Origin of the sequence: Fibrobacter sp. (assembly GCF_045112255.1) — a bacterium.
Taxonomy (GTDB): Bacteria; Fibrobacterota; Fibrobacteria; order Fibrobacterales; family Fibrobacteraceae; genus Fibrobacter.
In genome coordinates this window covers 1-15,734 of record NZ_JBGUHR010000017.1, presented here as the reverse complement: position 1 = coordinate 15,734, position 15,734 = coordinate 1, and the positions used below count along the sequence as shown (strand labels likewise).

Below are 15,734 nucleotides of genomic sequence, written 5' to 3'. Positions count from 1 at the left end.
AAATAGAAAAAGGGCGGAACCGAAGTTCCACCCTACAACTTATCAACAAGCGATTCACCTACTTATTCACGGGACGTCTGTAGCCGAACGGTCTCAAGAGTTCATCGCTCGTCTTGATGACGGCGTTCTTTTTCTTGCTAGCCTGGTCATCGCTAAGCGGCGGCAAGTCGCAACGGAGCTTGGAACTCATCCTGACTTCAGTCTTGAAGAGATAAGCCCCAGTACCATAGAGACGTCCCTTTTTCGTCCTGATGTCGCCATTCTTGTCAGGCTTCATCTCGAAGTAGAACTTCAAAAGGCCTCCATCATTCACGTAATCAGGATCATCCAGATCGTAGTCGAAGCTGAAGTAGTCCGCAAACGCGCCCGTATTTGTATAGACCCAGATTTTCACCTTGAGCTTGGTCGAGTAAAGATTCATATGGCTGTAATCCGTAGACTTCATAGCCTTTTTGAAGTCGTCCGTGCAGTACTTGTTCACATAATCTTCCACAGGGATCTTCTTTCCGTTAGCGGCGTCCACACCTTCCAGTGCGACCATTCCGCCTGCGCTCATGATGTCGTCCAGCGTTGCCAGTCCGCCCACAGCATTGACAACCGGCACACGAGCGTCAACCATCAATGTCGGTCCGAGGTGTCCGCCTTCAGAATTTTCATAGGGTTCCTTGCCAGATCCATCCTTGGCTTTACCATGGATACCAGCGATAACTTCGGTCTCCTTGCCAGTTTTTTGGTCAACAAATGTCACACTGTAATCCTGATTGTCCTTAGGAGGATTATCCTTGTAGTACTTTTCAACAGAATCGCGGTCAACCGTAGTCACCGGCTTTTCAACATCAATGTCTATTTCTCTCGCCTTCTTCACCATGACATGCACAGAATCGCGAGATTCGTTGCCAGCCTTGTCGCGGAACACACGAACAATTGTATTCACACCATTTTCAAGCCCCTGGACTCTCAAGGTATCCTGTTCTTCGCCATTGACGGTCCACTTGACAACCGTGAAGTTCGCATTGAGAACGGCATCTTCATACGGAGATTCAATCTTTACGACAGGTCCTTTCTGGTCCAGCACGACAAAAATATCTTTCCTGGAAGAGTTGCCAAAGATGTTCACATAGGTATACCCAACATTGTAACCGATGTTACCTTCGTTGTTCTTTGCAATCTTGCCCTTTTCATCCAAGAAATAGGAGACATCTACAGTGTTGCCACTCTTGTCCTTGTACGTGTAAGACACTTTGTACGAACCAGTAACATCATCGCCATCAGCAGAAAGCACAGACTCGCTATCGGTAAGTCCAGTATTGAGCGTCACGCGTTCACCCGTAGAAGCATCGGCGAAGTACGAAAGCGTAACATCCTTACCTCCGATATTGACCGTGTAAGAGACTTCAATAACGGCAATATCCTTCTTTTTGCCCGACGAGGTAATCACAGAACGCTTAACGTCCTTACCCTTGCTGTCCGTGTAGTAGGTCACCGTCACCTTGAAGCCATTGACTTCATCGGTGTAGGAGTTCTTCGTATAAGAACCATTTTCAGGAATCGTCGTTATTCCAGAAGCTGGGTCCTTCTTGCGAGTGACTTTACTATCGGCAATCGACTTGATATTCTTGAATTCCTTTGACGATACGGCAACCGTATCAAGTTCCAGCTTCACGGTAAACGACTTGGAAACATTGGATGCGGAATCCTTGACCGTCACCTTGATATCGTTCTTTTTATCGTTCACATAAATGGCACTATCGTTCTTTGTCGCTTTTTCAACAACGGTGTAAATGTTTTCAGCCTTAACATCTTCGCCACTTGCAGAAACAGTCACAATCGGAGCTGCCGTGCTATAAATGATGACTACCGTTGCAGACCCCGGAGCATTCTTAGTCGGATCCTTATACGTCTTGGTAATCGGATTTACACCCAGATGGAGCGTATCGCGGCTAGAACGAGGCTTTCCATCGGCAGTCCATTCAATATCGACGACAGGCACATTCACATAAACAGTATCCGGCTTGAGGTAAACCGAGTCCTTCGTTTCAACACGAGTTATAACGACTTCAGATTTTTCGTAGACATCTTTCACCTTGACCACAACCTTCTTGGTCGATGTCAATGTTTTATCGTCCTTATCGGTTACGCGAACCGTAATCACATATACGGAATCCGATTCATAGTCAACCGGCTTCAGGAGAACGGCATCGCCATTAGATTTAATAAAGATGACATCACTCTTGTCGATATTTTCATAAATGTTGTTACGGAAATCCGGGTTCTTAGTATCAGGATCGTCCTTGTCCGTCTTGACAGAACCGAACGGTTCCTTAATGACCTGATCTTCGTTCACATAAATTGTATCGACAGTAACAGACGGAGCTTCGTTCACGTCGATTATGCGGATCGTCACGATCGTATCCGAGGAACCGCCATCTGCATCCTTGACGCGAACATCCAGAACATAGGATTCATTCTTTTCGTAATCCAGCGCGGAGGCAACAGAAATCACCCCAGTCTCAGGATTAAGCTTAAATTCCTTGGTCGCAGAAACTTCCTTGCCTTTTTCGAGAATGTAGAACGTATACTTTCCAGAGCCATCAAGATCATCGGGGTCGATGGCTTCAAGAGGCTTCTTTAATTCCGTTCCAACAGCGGCATCTTCAGGAATTTCAAACACGACTTCCTTCAGATACGGATCTTCATTGGCATTGATAAGTTCAACCGTAACGATTCCAGAATCGATAAGGCTCTTGTCCGAAGCATCGTAAATACGGATCTTCAGGTCATATTTTTTCTCTTCCGTTTCGTAGTCGAACTTGCGCGTTGTCGTGAGAACGCCTTTAACCGGATCCAGATAGAAGCCATTGACATCGCCAACAAGCTCGAACCTGTTGTTGCGGAACTTCACCACCTTGTCATAATCATCAAAAAGAAGCGTATCGATGACGTACCCCTTAGCATTTTCCGGGAACGTGAGCTTCTTAGTCGGTTCGACAAAGATCGGCCTTTCATTAACATCGATCAGGTTGACAACGACTTCAGCGGTATCATACTGGGCCGTCTGATCAACGATGTCGGCCTTATCCGTAGCCACCACCTTCATCTTATATTCATTCTTCTTTTCGTAATCCAGGATTGCATTTTCGGCAACGGTAATCACGCCGGTCTTTGGATCAATTACAAACGATTTAGATTCATCCAAGAGACTATAGGTAATCGTAGCTCCAGCCTGCGTTGTTGTCGCAATGATCGGAGACTTCATCTTGACCTTGGTCCCTGCCGGAGAATTTTCTTCGACAGTTCCGTTGTAAGCGCGAGCATCAAACTCCGGACCATCCTTAACATCCGTCACGACAATTTTAAAGACCATTTCATCGTAAAGGTCAGGATAAATCAATTCACCCTCGGAATTACGAGAGCCATCGCGGACTTGCAACGTGAGTTTATATTCATTCTTTACTTCATAATCGAGAACCACGCCTCTTTTTGTCTGGACAATGCCATCCTGCGTTACCGTAAAGATGTCCGTATCACCGCCCACAGCGATAACTTCATCAAACATCGTAAACAGGCCATTAGTATTATACTTGTCCAGATCAGCAAACTTAACCGTATCCGTAGCACTCGTTTTATTTTCGGCAATGTGGATTACATCGGTAGAGGTAAAGTACGGTTTTTCGTTGACATCCTGAATGCTTACCTTGAATGTAAAGTCATCGCAAAGCAAGACATTATAAGACGTCGCCTTGGCATCGCAAATTTCGACCTTAATGTCGTAGGGTTCCTTCGTCGGATCGTCCTTTTTCAGCTCATACCAAGCTTCGTAATCAAACGGATCGACGCCATCCTTCATGGTAACAACGCCAGTCGTCTGATTGATATCGAACAAATCCTTTGCAGTACCGCCTACAATACGGAATCGGAAAACATCGCCTTCATCATCGACAGCGCGGATGGTTCCTGCATTTGCCTTTGTAGCGTTTTCAGGAACGGCAAGGTTTGTTTTTTCCGGATTGATAAAGTGCGGTCTACGATTATTAGAATCGATAAGCTTAATCAAGAGACCACCATCAAATCTATTACCAGAAATAGTCGCACCATTCAAGTTGATAATTCTGAACAACATGAATTCATCATCTTCAACGGTTTGATCATCGACAACTTTTATAAAGGCCGACAAAGATTCGACAGTCGGTTTACGATTGCCCTTCTTGATCACAAGTGTTCTCGTCTTACCTTCCGCACAGAACGGCATAAAGTGAATGTCGCTTTCTTCAGTCGGGTTCTCACCTAAATCTTCACGCTTGGCAAATTCTTTAGAAATGCGACCTTTATAGGCTGCATACTTCGTATCTGCTCCTTCAATTTCGTCAAAGAACGAGAAGCAATATTCAATGGAAACGTCGGTATGTGCAGTGTCCGTCAGGTAGAACTGCATGTTATACCACTTGTAATTATCTTCCTTAAAGCCATTGCTGTAGAAAATATCAGGCTTAACTTCGATAGCGTTGAACGGAACGTAATGGAACTTTCCATTAAACTTTGCACCAAACGAAAGATTCTTGCCGGCAATAAGCTGTCCAGCAATATTCATGTGATCCTGAATGGAAAAATCACCCGCCGTCATGTATGTTCCCTGCAAATCAGTAGCTCCGTCCGATTGCATTTGGGGCCATAAAATATCAGCAGGAGTATAGAACAAAAGATTTCCGGCGTATTCGTCATCAGAAACGATTTTCAAATTCTCTTCAGTAATTTCTTTATATTCGTCGCCATCTTTGATTTTCCAGGCATTATCGACCCACTCTACATCATCATTAACATAAGCGACCAGAATTCTAGCATCGCTAGCCGATCCTTGAATATTGACACCTTCTTTCGAGAATATTCTTGTTAAACGACCTGTTTTAGGGTATTCGCACTCACCACTTCCGCTTACCAAAGTTGCATCGCAGTTCTGCTTTTCCGAAGGCATCACGATATAGATCGTTTTCCCATGATTTTGAAGGAAAATATTCTGAACAAACTTATCATACCAGAAATGTTCATTTTCAAGGTCACTTAAAGTAACAGGAGGAATATGAACATATTCTATCTGAGTATCACCCCCATCAAGGCTTATAGCCGATTCCCACACAATACCATCATCGTTGAGCAACGGCACAGTAAGATTGACTTCCGGTCTTGGAACATCGTCCGGGCAATTTTTAAAAGGACCATCCAGCTTGATTCTTGCTATTTCTTCAGCTGTAAACTCTGAGGGATCAGCCCAGTCCGCATAGATTTGCCCCCCATTGTTGTGAATAACTTCAACATATTGACTAAGGACCTTAATGTAATCGTCACGTTTTTCAGTTAAATTTGGGATATCAAACTCAATTTTGCCTTCAAAGCAATAAATTCCTTCGTACGACTGGTCTCTGCCATTATTCCAGTTATCCGGAAGTTTAAGATCTTTTGCGTAAACAGGACCTTTAATAAACTTATCATGGTCCGTATTACCGGCTTGAAAATTCAGATTTTGCGCAGAAACGATCGGCCCACCAAGCGTATGGGTATGTTCCTTAAACCAGATATCGCCATTCGCAGTTCCGGTGTAGCCACTTGGTTCTTCAATCTTAAATTCTTCTTTTGTAGAGAACGATTCCGTACCCCAGAGCTTATACTTCATAAGCTCGTTCCAGAGCTTCTGGTTTTCCGCTTCAGTTGTCACCCCTTGAAAGTAAAGCGGATCCAATTTAATGATATCACGTTCAACAGCCGGTTCATCTTCAGCCGAAACTGGCACTGCCAGACCCATCGCGGCCACAACCGTACTCAAAAATGTTCTCAAACTCAAATTTCCTTTTTTCATAACAGACCCCCAAAAGATCTATATCCTCAAACACCTCTTACTGAATATAGTAACAAAATTTTAACAGTAAAACATTAGTTACGAAGAAAAGTACAAAAAATGGGGTATTTTCGACCACTTTTTCGAAAGGACTTCATGGGGGATGTATTATATGGGACATTTTGTTTCACGAAGCGAGACTCCCCTTGCAAAAACGGTTGTTTGATTCTATATTTCGGAGTCCTAGGCCCTGCGCAATGATTATTTGCGGGCAACTCGCCAGGGCGAAAGCAGCAACGGACTTGCGGATCTTTATGTGCTCAGGTAGCCTAGGATTTTTTTTCGCCCGTCAAGGGCGTTTTTTATTTAAAGAATGTCACTGGATTGGGCTAAAGCCCCAACTCTTTGACTCGGTTATGACAAAGCAAGCTTTGTCGCAACACTCGCCTGCTGAGTTGCCTTCGCTATGCACAGCCTTACAACCTATAACTTAAGAGCCTATCTATGATTCTTTGGACGATTCGACACACCAAGCCTTACAACCCGAAAGACGTTTGCTACGGGAGACTGGACTTTGACGTCTCCCCAACTTTTGAAGAAGAATCCGACAAAGCGCTCAAGGCGCTCGTAGAATCAGGAGCAAAGCCAACGCGTTTGTTCTCAAGTCCGCTAATCCGCTGTACCAAATTTGCCGACAAGGCTTCTAAAATGCTGGGACTGCCCGTCGAAAAAGAACCGGCCATAATCGAACTTAACTTCGGGACTTGGGAAGGTCAAAAGCTCACAGCGGTTCCCCGTTCAGAAATGCACGCCTGGACAAGCGATCTCCGCGGATACAGATTTCCCGAAGGCGAAAACTTTTATGACATCGATAAACGTGCAGGAAAATTCCTGGACACGCTCCCTGACGATGGTGAGTTCCTGTGCATCACACACGCAGGCGTGATCGCATCACTACAGCATTCGCGCTGTGGACTGCCAGACGAAGTCTTTGTTGAAGGGATGTTCACCTACGCAATGGTGACCCGTTTTGAATTTATGCGCAACGCAGACGGAACGTACCACGGGACGTTTACGAAAATTCATGACGGCATACAAATGCCAGCGCTCAAGATGGAAAAGGCATAGGCAAGATTTAACTGGATCCTTCCGCTTTCAGCGTCAGGATGACGAGAGGCGTCGTTAAAAATCGAGGGTCATGACAGCCTGGGCGCCGCCTTCTAAATTTGGAAGAAGAGCCATGTGCAAGGGGCTGTCGAAATCGCTTAAAAGTGCATCAACGGCGGCATCGGCAATGGAGTACAAGTAAATCAGCACCCCGCCCCAGATGTACGTATTGCGGTTCTTACGATAGTACGTCACACGCTCTTTGATGCGATCGTATTCTTGAGAAGTCGGATTTTCCTTTTCGATCAAATGTTTACGATCCAGGTAATAATTTACCATGTTCTGGGATGTGGAAACGCTAGCCACCGCACCGAGTATGCCCATATAAACTAACCCAGCCTTGCCAAAGTCACGATTGAAAATTTGTCCGCCACCAGGCAATAGCGCCCAAAGAAGGGCTGTTTTCATATCACGATATTCGGTGCTTCGATGGTTGTTGTTGTACCAAATTCCAAAGGTATCAAACATTCCGTAGAGATGAACGCCGATAAGCCAGGCAACTTCAGCCTTTCGCACGTCTTCCTGTTCCATCTTCTTATCGCTCTGTGCACGTACGCGGTCAAGAAATTCCAGGCGCTTGCTGTGGTAAAATTCCACGCTATCGCGAGGAGCATTCATAAGCTTTGACGTAAAGTAAAGAACGGAATCCTGGAAAGGGCGCGCGCGGTCAAGCAGACGATCACGCTGGTAGCCTCTGTTAAAAAAGACATCGTAAATCAACAAACCTTCAATACCCGTCAAGAATCCACCACGGACATAATGTTCCGTATAATACTGGCCGCCACCGGGAAGAAGGCTAAAAAGCATTGCGTATTTAAGAGAATTCCGCTTTGTAGGGATGTCCCATTCATTAACGGGAAGCGTATCAATCGCTTCAATGCCTGTTTTACCTTTCAAAAGCGGAGATGATGATACTTCAAAATTTTCATCGGCAGGGGCATCCGCCTCCCCTTCATCTTCGTCATCTTCAACATCTGCTACAGAAGTATCACCTTCATTTTGTGCCAAAGCCGAAACGTTCCCCTGAACCGAGTCAGGCGAGGCGACGGGCACCGTCTGTGCAAAAGCTAACGCACAGAGCGCAAAAAGTGCGATTATCGAAGATTTCAGAGTCATCGAGGGCGAATATAGAAAAAGAATCATACAAAGTCGTAATAAGGTGTTCAAAGTTATTTAATTTTTGCGGCACAAGACTCGACTGGATTCTTCGCTTCGCTCAGAATGACGGGAATCGGCGGGAATGACAATTTAATTTTTTTCGGGTATTTACAAAAAATGTCTGTTTTTGACATTCAATGTTTTTAACTTATGGGTGTAATGATGAACGAAGCGATCAATATCGAACACGAAATTCACGAACTAGCCATGAAGATCAAGGAAGAACTGATCAAGCGCGGCGAGATGATGGCAACGGCGGAATCCTGCACAGGCGGGCTTATCGCGTCAAGCATCGTCAACGAGCCAGGTTCCTCTGCGATTTTGAAGGGTGGAATCGTCGCCTACCAGAACGAAGTCAAGCACGAAATACTTGGCGTCAGCGATGAGATCCTCGAAAAATACGGCACTGTCAGCGAACAGACCGTAAAAGCCATGGCCGAAGGCGCCCGCCAAAAATTCCACTGCGAATGGGCAGTCGCCACATCGGGAATCGCAGGCCCTACCGGCGCAGAACCGGGAAAACCTGTCGGAACCGTATGGATGTGTGTCGCCAATAGTTTGCAAAATGAAGCTTTTTGCGAAATTTTTGCAGGAAACAGGGAACAAATCCGTGAAAAAAGCGTGTATAAGATAATGAGCAAGCTCCTTTTTTTGTTAAATAGCCAAAAAAGCACTTGCACAAAAGTTCACTAATTAGTATATTAACAGCAAAAAGATAAAAAACGGAGTCAAAAATGGCCAAGAAAACAACAACACCCACCAGCAACCTTTCCAGCGAAAAAGCAAAAGCAGTCGAAGCGGCAATCGCCCAAATCGAAAAGAATTACGGTAAAGGTTCCATCATGGCCCTCGGTCAGCAGCCCGTCGAGGATATCCCGGTCATCCCGACAGGTTGCATCCAGCTCGACATGGCACTCGGCGTAGGCGGATTCCCCCGCGGGCGCATTATCGAAATTTACGGACCGGAATCTTCCGGTAAGACGACTCTCGCATTGCACGCAATCGCCGAAGCCCAGAAGCTCGGCGGCGTAGCCGCTTTCATCGACGCGGAACATGCTTTTGACGCAGTCTATGCCCGCAAGCTCGGCGTCGATATCGAATCACTCCTCGTGTCCCAGCCGGATACCGGCGAACAGGCTTTGGACATTGCCGAAACGCTCGTGCGTTCTGGCGCTATCGACATCATCGTCGTGGACTCCGTGGCAGCGCTTGTACCGCAGGCCGAAATCAACGGCGAAATGGGCGACAACCATGTGGGCCTCCAGGCCCGCCTCATGTCCCAGGCACTCCGCAAGCTCACAGGCATCCTCTCCAAGTCAAACACCTGCATGCTGTTCATCAACCAGCTCCGTATGAAGATCGGCGTGATGTTTGGCAACCCGGAAACCACCACCGGCGGTAACGCCCTCAAGTTCTACGCTACGCAGCGTATCGACATTCGCCGCATCGCCGCCATCAAGAACGGCGAAGAAGTCATCGGTAACCGTACCCGCGTGAAAATCGTGAAGAACAAGGTCGCCGCCCCGTTCACCCAGTGCGAATTCGACATTCTCTACGGCGTGGGCATTTCTCGCGAAGCATCCATTCTCGACCTCGCCTGCGAACTCGACATCATCCAGAAGAGCGGCTCCTGGTTCAGCTACAACAACGAACGCATCGGCCAGGGCCGTGAAAACACCCGTCTCTTCTTGAAGGACAACGTAGACCTCTGCAACGAGATTGAACAGAAGATTCGCGAAAGCATGAAGGACGTGGAACTCTTCAAGCTCGGTGAAAACGACGCTGTCGACCTCGGTGACGACGGTGAAGGCGAAGCTATCCAAGAAGAAGCTTAATAACGTATTTTCTTCCTGAAAAAACATAAACCTCGGCCTTTCCTTTAGCCATTGGGATAGGCTGGGGTTTTCTTTTTTATACAAGTTTACACAACTTTAACTTTATGTATTAACTAAACGCTCCTAAAATTATCTATTTTAATTTTATGTTTCTAATCACAAAAAAAACAGTTATCGTCATCAGTTTTTTAACGTCTGCACTGATGGCCAATACCAGTACGCAAAAAATTTGCCCTCGCCTTTTAACGAACTCATCCATGATCGTGAACATCGAGGGAAAATTCATCAACGAAGAGCGTAACAAAACGAGAGCGTCCATCGAATGGAGACACCATAGCGATGCTCTTGACACCTTTTTTGTGAACTTGAACGACAGCCCGTCGTTCACTTACATTACCGCAGGCAAATACCGTTATATGGAATTCAAGGAGGGGAAGGTCAAAAGACAGCTTGGACTACACCACCTTAGAGACAATATCGGAAAAACGCCTTTAAAGCTGGACGACCTGGAGCTTTTAGCAAACGGTTATTTCAAATGCCCGGACTCTACAAAGCAAGAACCTAATGTAAACGTGCTTTCAACGGCGGCATCCAATACCTGGTGGAGCATCGTCGTCGATTCACTTCCCAATCCAGAAAAAATGGTCATGCGGGGAGCAACAAAAAAGCCCCGCTACTTTTCCTTAGCCAACTGGAAATCCTACGCTGGAGAACGTTTCCCAACCCTCGCCAGCGTTTCAAGCGAAGACTACAGCGGAAGCCTTTGGATTCGTTCCGCATATCCGTCGCAGGCACTTGAAACGGACCCGCTACAGAAGCCCGTCAAGCCCAAGATTCTTTTACCGGTGCCAAAATTATTTGGGAAAATTGCCATGGAAGGGGAAAGAAAAATACCCCTTATACTCAAGCTGAACAAGCAACTGCTGAGCGAATGATCCGTTATAGAAACGCTTTTTGTCGCGGCTCCACAAGCCAGCCTTAACAATAAAACTGCGAAGGCCTTCCTTCCAAGAAATATGGGTTCCAAGAAGGCACATCCTGTAACTTAAAGATTCCTTCTTGACGCTCCCACCACTACGCAATATTCCAGTTTTCAAATACGATCCGTCATATACAATTGCAATGTTGTTATTGATCGGAAAACGTCCAAAACTTTCTAATTCAACAATATAATCGCGGCTAAACACGGGAATATTACGCTTGTAGTCGTAACTCTTGCCATCAAAGTCCGTGCTGATATCAGAAAGGACATAATGGGCGACAACGCCTATGATGCTGCCTCGAGAAAAGGTATAGCTCAGATTGATGCTCATATCGAACAACTGCGCATAATCAAATTCCGAAGTATCCGACTTTCCGACATTGTCAAAGATATAATCGGAATTCCAGGTTTCTGCAATGCGACCATTCCCCTTCACATCGGCATTCACCATTTCCAAGTTGGATTTGAAATAAAAGTAGCTTTCATAAATAAAATTGAATTCGACTTGCGGATTCACCTTAAACGGCCGAAGTCCAAGCCCGGCGCGGTAGCCACCATAAAAAGGAGAAACCTCAACAGAAGCATCCATCTTGAGGTACGCCGAAGCTAAACCAAGCGGAGTTCCGTAATTCATTTCCCCAAGAGGTTCCAGCCAAGTGTAACGAACTCCCAAATTCATCTGAGGCACCCATTGCCCCCAAACCAGCGGGGTATTCACCATGCCGCCCCACGACAGGTTCGGGCCATAACGAAGACCAACCAAATTCGATTGGTCAACCCCCATCGCGGCGATGCTCAAGGACGCGCAAACGGCAATATTAAGTAAAATAATTTTAAACAAGGCTTTAATCTTATTCATTTCAGTGTAAAATCTAAAAATTATTTAGCTACTCGCGCAATAAATTCTTATTTTGTGGTCATTGAATACAAGGAGATCCAATGAAATTTTCCCATCTGTGCATACTATCCCTTGGTGCACTCATGCTCTTTGGATGTACAAACAACAAGTATTCCTCTCCCGTGCTGATTGAACGCGGCGTTGGCCAGAACGAATACGAACGTGAGTACTTCATTTCCAAGGAAAGCATGGGCATCGACAAGCACTTGCAGAACACCTTCAAGCAAGGCTATATCGAAGAGGGCATGACGACCGACATGGTCAACCTCCTGTGGGGACCTCCCGACCACGAAACTGCCGACGGCAAGGTTTGGGAATACTTCACTCGTGAAGGCAAGCTCATCACCCGCCTCTTCTGGAAGGCTCCGGAACAGGCCCGTCTGAAGGGCTACGAAGCAGAACTCGTCCTCGACAAGATCGAAGGCGACCGCTATGGCGGATCTCCTCCGCCGTCTTCTAGCCGTTCGAGCAACTACGAACACTAGCGTTTGAAATTAAGAATTCGGAGTTTGGAATTGAAATAATCGCGGCTAAGCCGCCTAATTAACCAGTTCCTAATTCATACTTCCTAATTCGTAATTAAATAAACAACTGCTCCCCTTGGTTTAACCGCCGAGGGGCTTTTTTATATGCCCGGTTTAAAATTGGCACTGGATCCTATACAGGTTCAGGATGACAATTCATATTGCAGGGATGACGAATCCCCTAAAAATTTTCTACATTTACGCGCGTTAAATTTTAAACCTCTCAAGGAGTTAATTATGCGTCAGTATATCATTGCTGGTAACTGGAAGATGAACAAGACCGTTAGCGAATCCGTTCAGCTCGCTAAGGATATCGTTGAAGCCGTTAAGGATGTGAAGAAGACTGAAGTGGTCATCGCTCCGACTTACCTCGCTGCAGCTAAGGTTGCAGACGTTGTTAAGGGCACGAACGTGAAGCTCGCCATCCAGGACATCCACTGGAAGGACCAGGGCGCATACACGGGTAAGGTTTCCATCGACATGGTCAAGGAAATCGGTGCTGAATACGTGATCATCGGTCACTCCGAACAGCGTCAGTACTTCCACGAAACGGAAGAAACCGTGAACCTCAAGGTCAAGAAGACTCTCGAAGCTGGCCTCAAGCCGATCATCTGCATCGGTGAAACTCTCGACCAGCGCAACGGCGGCATCCTCAAGGAAGTTCTCGGCCTCCAGGTCAAGGGCGCTTTCAAGGACGTTTCTGCTGAAGACGCAGCAAAGTGCGTTCTCGCATACGAACCGGTTTGGGCAATCGGTACTGGCGTTACCGCTACCGACGAACAGGCTGAAGAAACTCAGGCTTATGTCCGCTCCGTTGTTAAGGAAATCTACGGCGAAGCTGTTGCAGAAGGCATGCGCATCCAGTACGGTGGCTCCATGAAGGGTGCTAACGCTGCTGGCCTCCTCGCTCAGAAGGATATCGACGGCGGTCTCATTGGTGGTGCAGGCCTCAAGGCTAACACCTTCAAGGAAATCATCGACGCCGCTGAAGCCAAGTAACTTTTAACGAAAGGAACGTCACAAATGACAACTCTCTTTTGGGTATTGATCGTCCTCCACGTGTTTCTCTGCTTTTTCCTTGCTCTCCTCGTCCTCGTTCAGAACGACAAGATGGGCGGTTTGGCAGGTCTCGGTGGCATGACTTCGCAATCTGCATTTTCTACCGCCGGCGCAGCGACCTTCATCCAGAAGTTGACCCGTGTCGTTGCTGTGATTTTCTTCATCGTGGTTTTCGCTCTCGGCCTCATCACGGCTAAGCAGGATCAAGTTGTGGAAGAATCCACCATGCAGAAGGCTACTCGCGAAAACGCAGCCGAACAGGCTGTTCCGGAAGTTCCGGCTCTCCCGGCAACTTTCAACGCTCCGGCTGAAGCTGCTCCTGCAGCACCGGCTGCCGCTGAAGTGAAGGCAGAAGCTCCGGCTGCTGTTGCTCCGGCCGCTCCGGCACCTGCCGCTGAAGCTGCACCGGCTGCTCCGGCTGAAGCTCCGAAGGCTAAAAAAGGCAAGAAGAAAGCCGCGAAGTAAAAGTTTCGATTGACTTGGTTTCAAGTCGGTCAAACCGCATTCAGAAGTCCGTTCTCGAAAGAGAGCGGATTTTTTGCTTTCGGCATTATTTTACACAAATTAACAAAGCAGTTTTTAAACCATACCATGATAAGTTTAGGCGTTCATTTGCGGTAAGGGTTGCTATTTTTAGCCTGTAGCCATTGGTCTATGGTCATTAGTCAATGGTTATTAGTTTATAGTTAGAATGTTAGATACTAGGCAAGCACAAACTATTGACTAAAGACTAAGGACTAGCTACTATTTTAGAGGTTTTTATGCAGAACACACTCGTCTCTCCAGTTGGAATTTTGGGCTTTGGCGTTGAGGGCCAGAGCACGTTGCGTTTCCTTTTCCGCGAAGGCGTCAAGGACATTGTCGTGATGGACAAGAACCCGGTGACACTCCCGGATGTTCCCGCAGGCGTGAATGTCAAGGTTTGCAGTGGCGAAAAATATTTGGACGGACTTAAGGACTGCGTGACCGTCGTACGTTCTGCCGGCGTTTATCCAATGAGCCAGGAGCTGTTCCATTTCCAGATGAACGGCGGACTCATGACGAGCCAGATTCAACTCTTTTTGGAACAAACTCAATCTAAAGCAACTGTGGGCGTCACGGGAACACTCGGCAAGGGATCTACGGTCAGCATGATCAGCCACATTCTGGACAAGTGTGGCAAGGCTAATGCGATTGGCGGAAACTTCGGCGTACCGGCACTGGACTTGCTTGAAGACGAGACTCCGGACCGTATCAGCATTCTGGAACTTTCAAGCTTCCAGCTCATGACTTTATCTGTATCACCGGATGTAGGCGTCGTACTACGCGTTTCGACGGAACATCTGGACTGGCACAAGAGCGTTGAAGAATACCGCGATGCAAAGGCAAACCTTGTGCGTTGGCAAAAGCGCGAAGGCACATGCGTTTATCTGAAAGACGCAGAACCGACAGCAAAGATTGCATCCGAAAGCCCGGCCAAGACAAAGTACGCAGTAAGCCTCGCCGATGGCGCAAGCAATGGTGACGGAGATGCTGTAATCGACGGAGCTACACTTACGATTGACGGTGTGACATTGTACCTCGCCGATTGTAAGGTGCGCGGCATCTACCAGCTCGAAAACATGGCTGTAGCAGCGCTCGCATGCAAGGCTTTGGGCGTTAAAGTCGCCGACGCGTTCGAAGCGCTCAAGAGCTACGAGACCCTCCCCTTCCGCATGGAATTCAAGGGCGAAAAGCGCGGCATCGAATTCTACAACGACAGCTACGCCACACGCCCGGACGCAACGATTGCAGCGACCGGCAGCATGAAGCGCCCGTTTGCGTTGATTCTTGGCGGTTCTGAAAAGAACGCCGACTTCACGGAACTTTCGAACATCTTGGTGAAAGAACGCCCGAACCTGAAGCGCGTAGCGCTGATTGGCGCAACCGCAGAACGCATGCTCGCCGACTTGAAAAAGGCTGGCGTGGACGAAGCGGGAATCAAGACCGCCATCTTCCCCACGCTCGAGGATGCTTTTGCAGACAGTTTGAACATTGGCGAAGGCGGAACGGTCATTATGAGCCCCGCATGCGCTAGCTTTGGGCTGTTCAAGAACTACAAAGTCCGCGGACAAGTGTTTGACAAGCTCGTTGAAGGCGTTTAAGGTCAAGCCCTCACGCAAAAAAATTGATAAAAATGTGCGCACCCCCCTTTACAAGATCAAACATTTAAACTAAATTTGTGCCGTTCCGCTAAGGACCACGCGGTCGTGGTGGAATTGGTAGACACGCTAGCTTGAGGTGCTAGTGGGAGCAATCTCATGAC

11 protein-coding genes and 1 other RNA gene are annotated in these 15,734 nt (G+C 47.1%); 9 read left to right on the top strand and 3 right to left on the bottom strand.

The features are described 5' to 3' along the window. Positions 1-58: 58 nt before the first annotated feature. Positions 59-5,848 (bottom strand): cadherin domain-containing protein, encoded by a 5,790-nt coding sequence (locus ACJMM9_RS01280; RefSeq protein WP_405323108.1) that lies wholly within the window; start codon positions 5,846-5,848, stop codon positions 59-61. A gap of 220 nt (positions 5,849-6,068) precedes the next feature. On the opposite strand from ACJMM9_RS01280, the gene ffs reads away from it, so the two are divergent. Continuing rightward, positions 6,069-6,165: signal recognition particle sRNA small type (gene ffs, locus ACJMM9_RS01275), an RNA gene on the top strand. A gap of 166 nt (positions 6,166-6,331) precedes the next feature. Further along, on the top strand, positions 6,332-6,955 hold the full coding sequence (locus tag ACJMM9_RS01270; RefSeq protein ID WP_405323106.1) for a histidine phosphatase family protein: 624 nt from the start codon (positions 6,332-6,334) through the stop codon (positions 6,953-6,955). Positions 6,956-7,009: 54 nt separating this feature from the next. Here ACJMM9_RS01270 and ACJMM9_RS01265 read toward each other — a convergent pair whose 3' ends face one another. Beyond that, positions 7,010-8,137, bottom strand: coding sequence for a DUF5683 domain-containing protein (locus tag ACJMM9_RS01265; RefSeq protein WP_405323104.1), 1,128 nt, complete (start codon positions 8,135-8,137; stop codon positions 7,010-7,012). Positions 8,138-8,311: 174 nt separating this feature from the next. Between ACJMM9_RS01265 and ACJMM9_RS01260 the strand changes: the two genes are divergently transcribed. The 3 genes from ACJMM9_RS01260 (at position 8,312) to ACJMM9_RS01250 (ending at position 10,922) form a co-directional block, all read left to right on the top strand. Continuing rightward, entirely contained in the window at positions 8,312-8,845 is a 534-nt protein-coding gene (locus ACJMM9_RS01260; protein ID WP_405323102.1) for a CinA family protein, read from the top strand. Positions 8,846-8,886: 41 nt separating this feature from the next. Further along, positions 8,887-9,987 (top strand): recombinase RecA, encoded by a 1,101-nt coding sequence (gene recA, locus ACJMM9_RS01255; RefSeq protein WP_085492293.1) that lies wholly within the window; start codon positions 8,887-8,889, stop codon positions 9,985-9,987. A 257-nt stretch (positions 9,988-10,244) separates the two neighbouring features. Further along, the gene (locus tag ACJMM9_RS01250; RefSeq protein ID WP_405323100.1) at positions 10,245-10,922 is read left to right on the top strand and encodes a hypothetical protein; all 678 of its coding nucleotides are present in this window, start codon (positions 10,245-10,247) and stop codon (positions 10,920-10,922) included. On the opposite strand, the gene ACJMM9_RS01245 is transcribed toward ACJMM9_RS01250, so the two are convergent. Further along, positions 10,842-11,828 (bottom strand): hypothetical protein, encoded by a 987-nt coding sequence (locus tag ACJMM9_RS01245; RefSeq protein ID WP_405323098.1) that lies wholly within the window; start codon positions 11,826-11,828, stop codon positions 10,842-10,844. The two genes, ACJMM9_RS01250 and ACJMM9_RS01245, sit on opposite strands and share 81 nt — an antisense overlap. Before the next feature lie 80 nt (positions 11,829-11,908). Between ACJMM9_RS01245 and ACJMM9_RS01240 the strand changes: the two genes are divergently transcribed. From ACJMM9_RS01240 to murD, 4 genes are all read left to right on the top strand, one after another. After that, on the top strand, positions 11,909-12,352 hold the full coding sequence (locus ACJMM9_RS01240; protein ID WP_088640165.1) for a hypothetical protein: 444 nt from the start codon (positions 11,909-11,911) through the stop codon (positions 12,350-12,352). A 276-nt stretch (positions 12,353-12,628) separates the two neighbouring features. Continuing rightward, positions 12,629-13,390, top strand: a complete 762-nt coding sequence (gene tpiA / locus ACJMM9_RS01235; protein WP_072827325.1) for a triose-phosphate isomerase — start codon at positions 12,629-12,631, stop codon at positions 13,388-13,390. A gap of 24 nt (positions 13,391-13,414) precedes the next feature. Continuing rightward, complete coding sequence (secG, locus tag ACJMM9_RS01230; protein ID WP_405323094.1) at positions 13,415-13,915, top strand: preprotein translocase subunit SecG; 501 nt, start codon at positions 13,415-13,417, stop codon at positions 13,913-13,915. A gap of 296 nt (positions 13,916-14,211) precedes the next feature. Next, the gene (gene murD, locus ACJMM9_RS01225; protein ID WP_405323092.1) at positions 14,212-15,573 is read left to right on the top strand and encodes a UDP-N-acetylmuramoyl-L-alanine--D-glutamate ligase; all 1,362 of its coding nucleotides are present in this window, start codon (positions 14,212-14,214) and stop codon (positions 15,571-15,573) included. Positions 15,574-15,734: the final 161 nt, after the last annotated feature.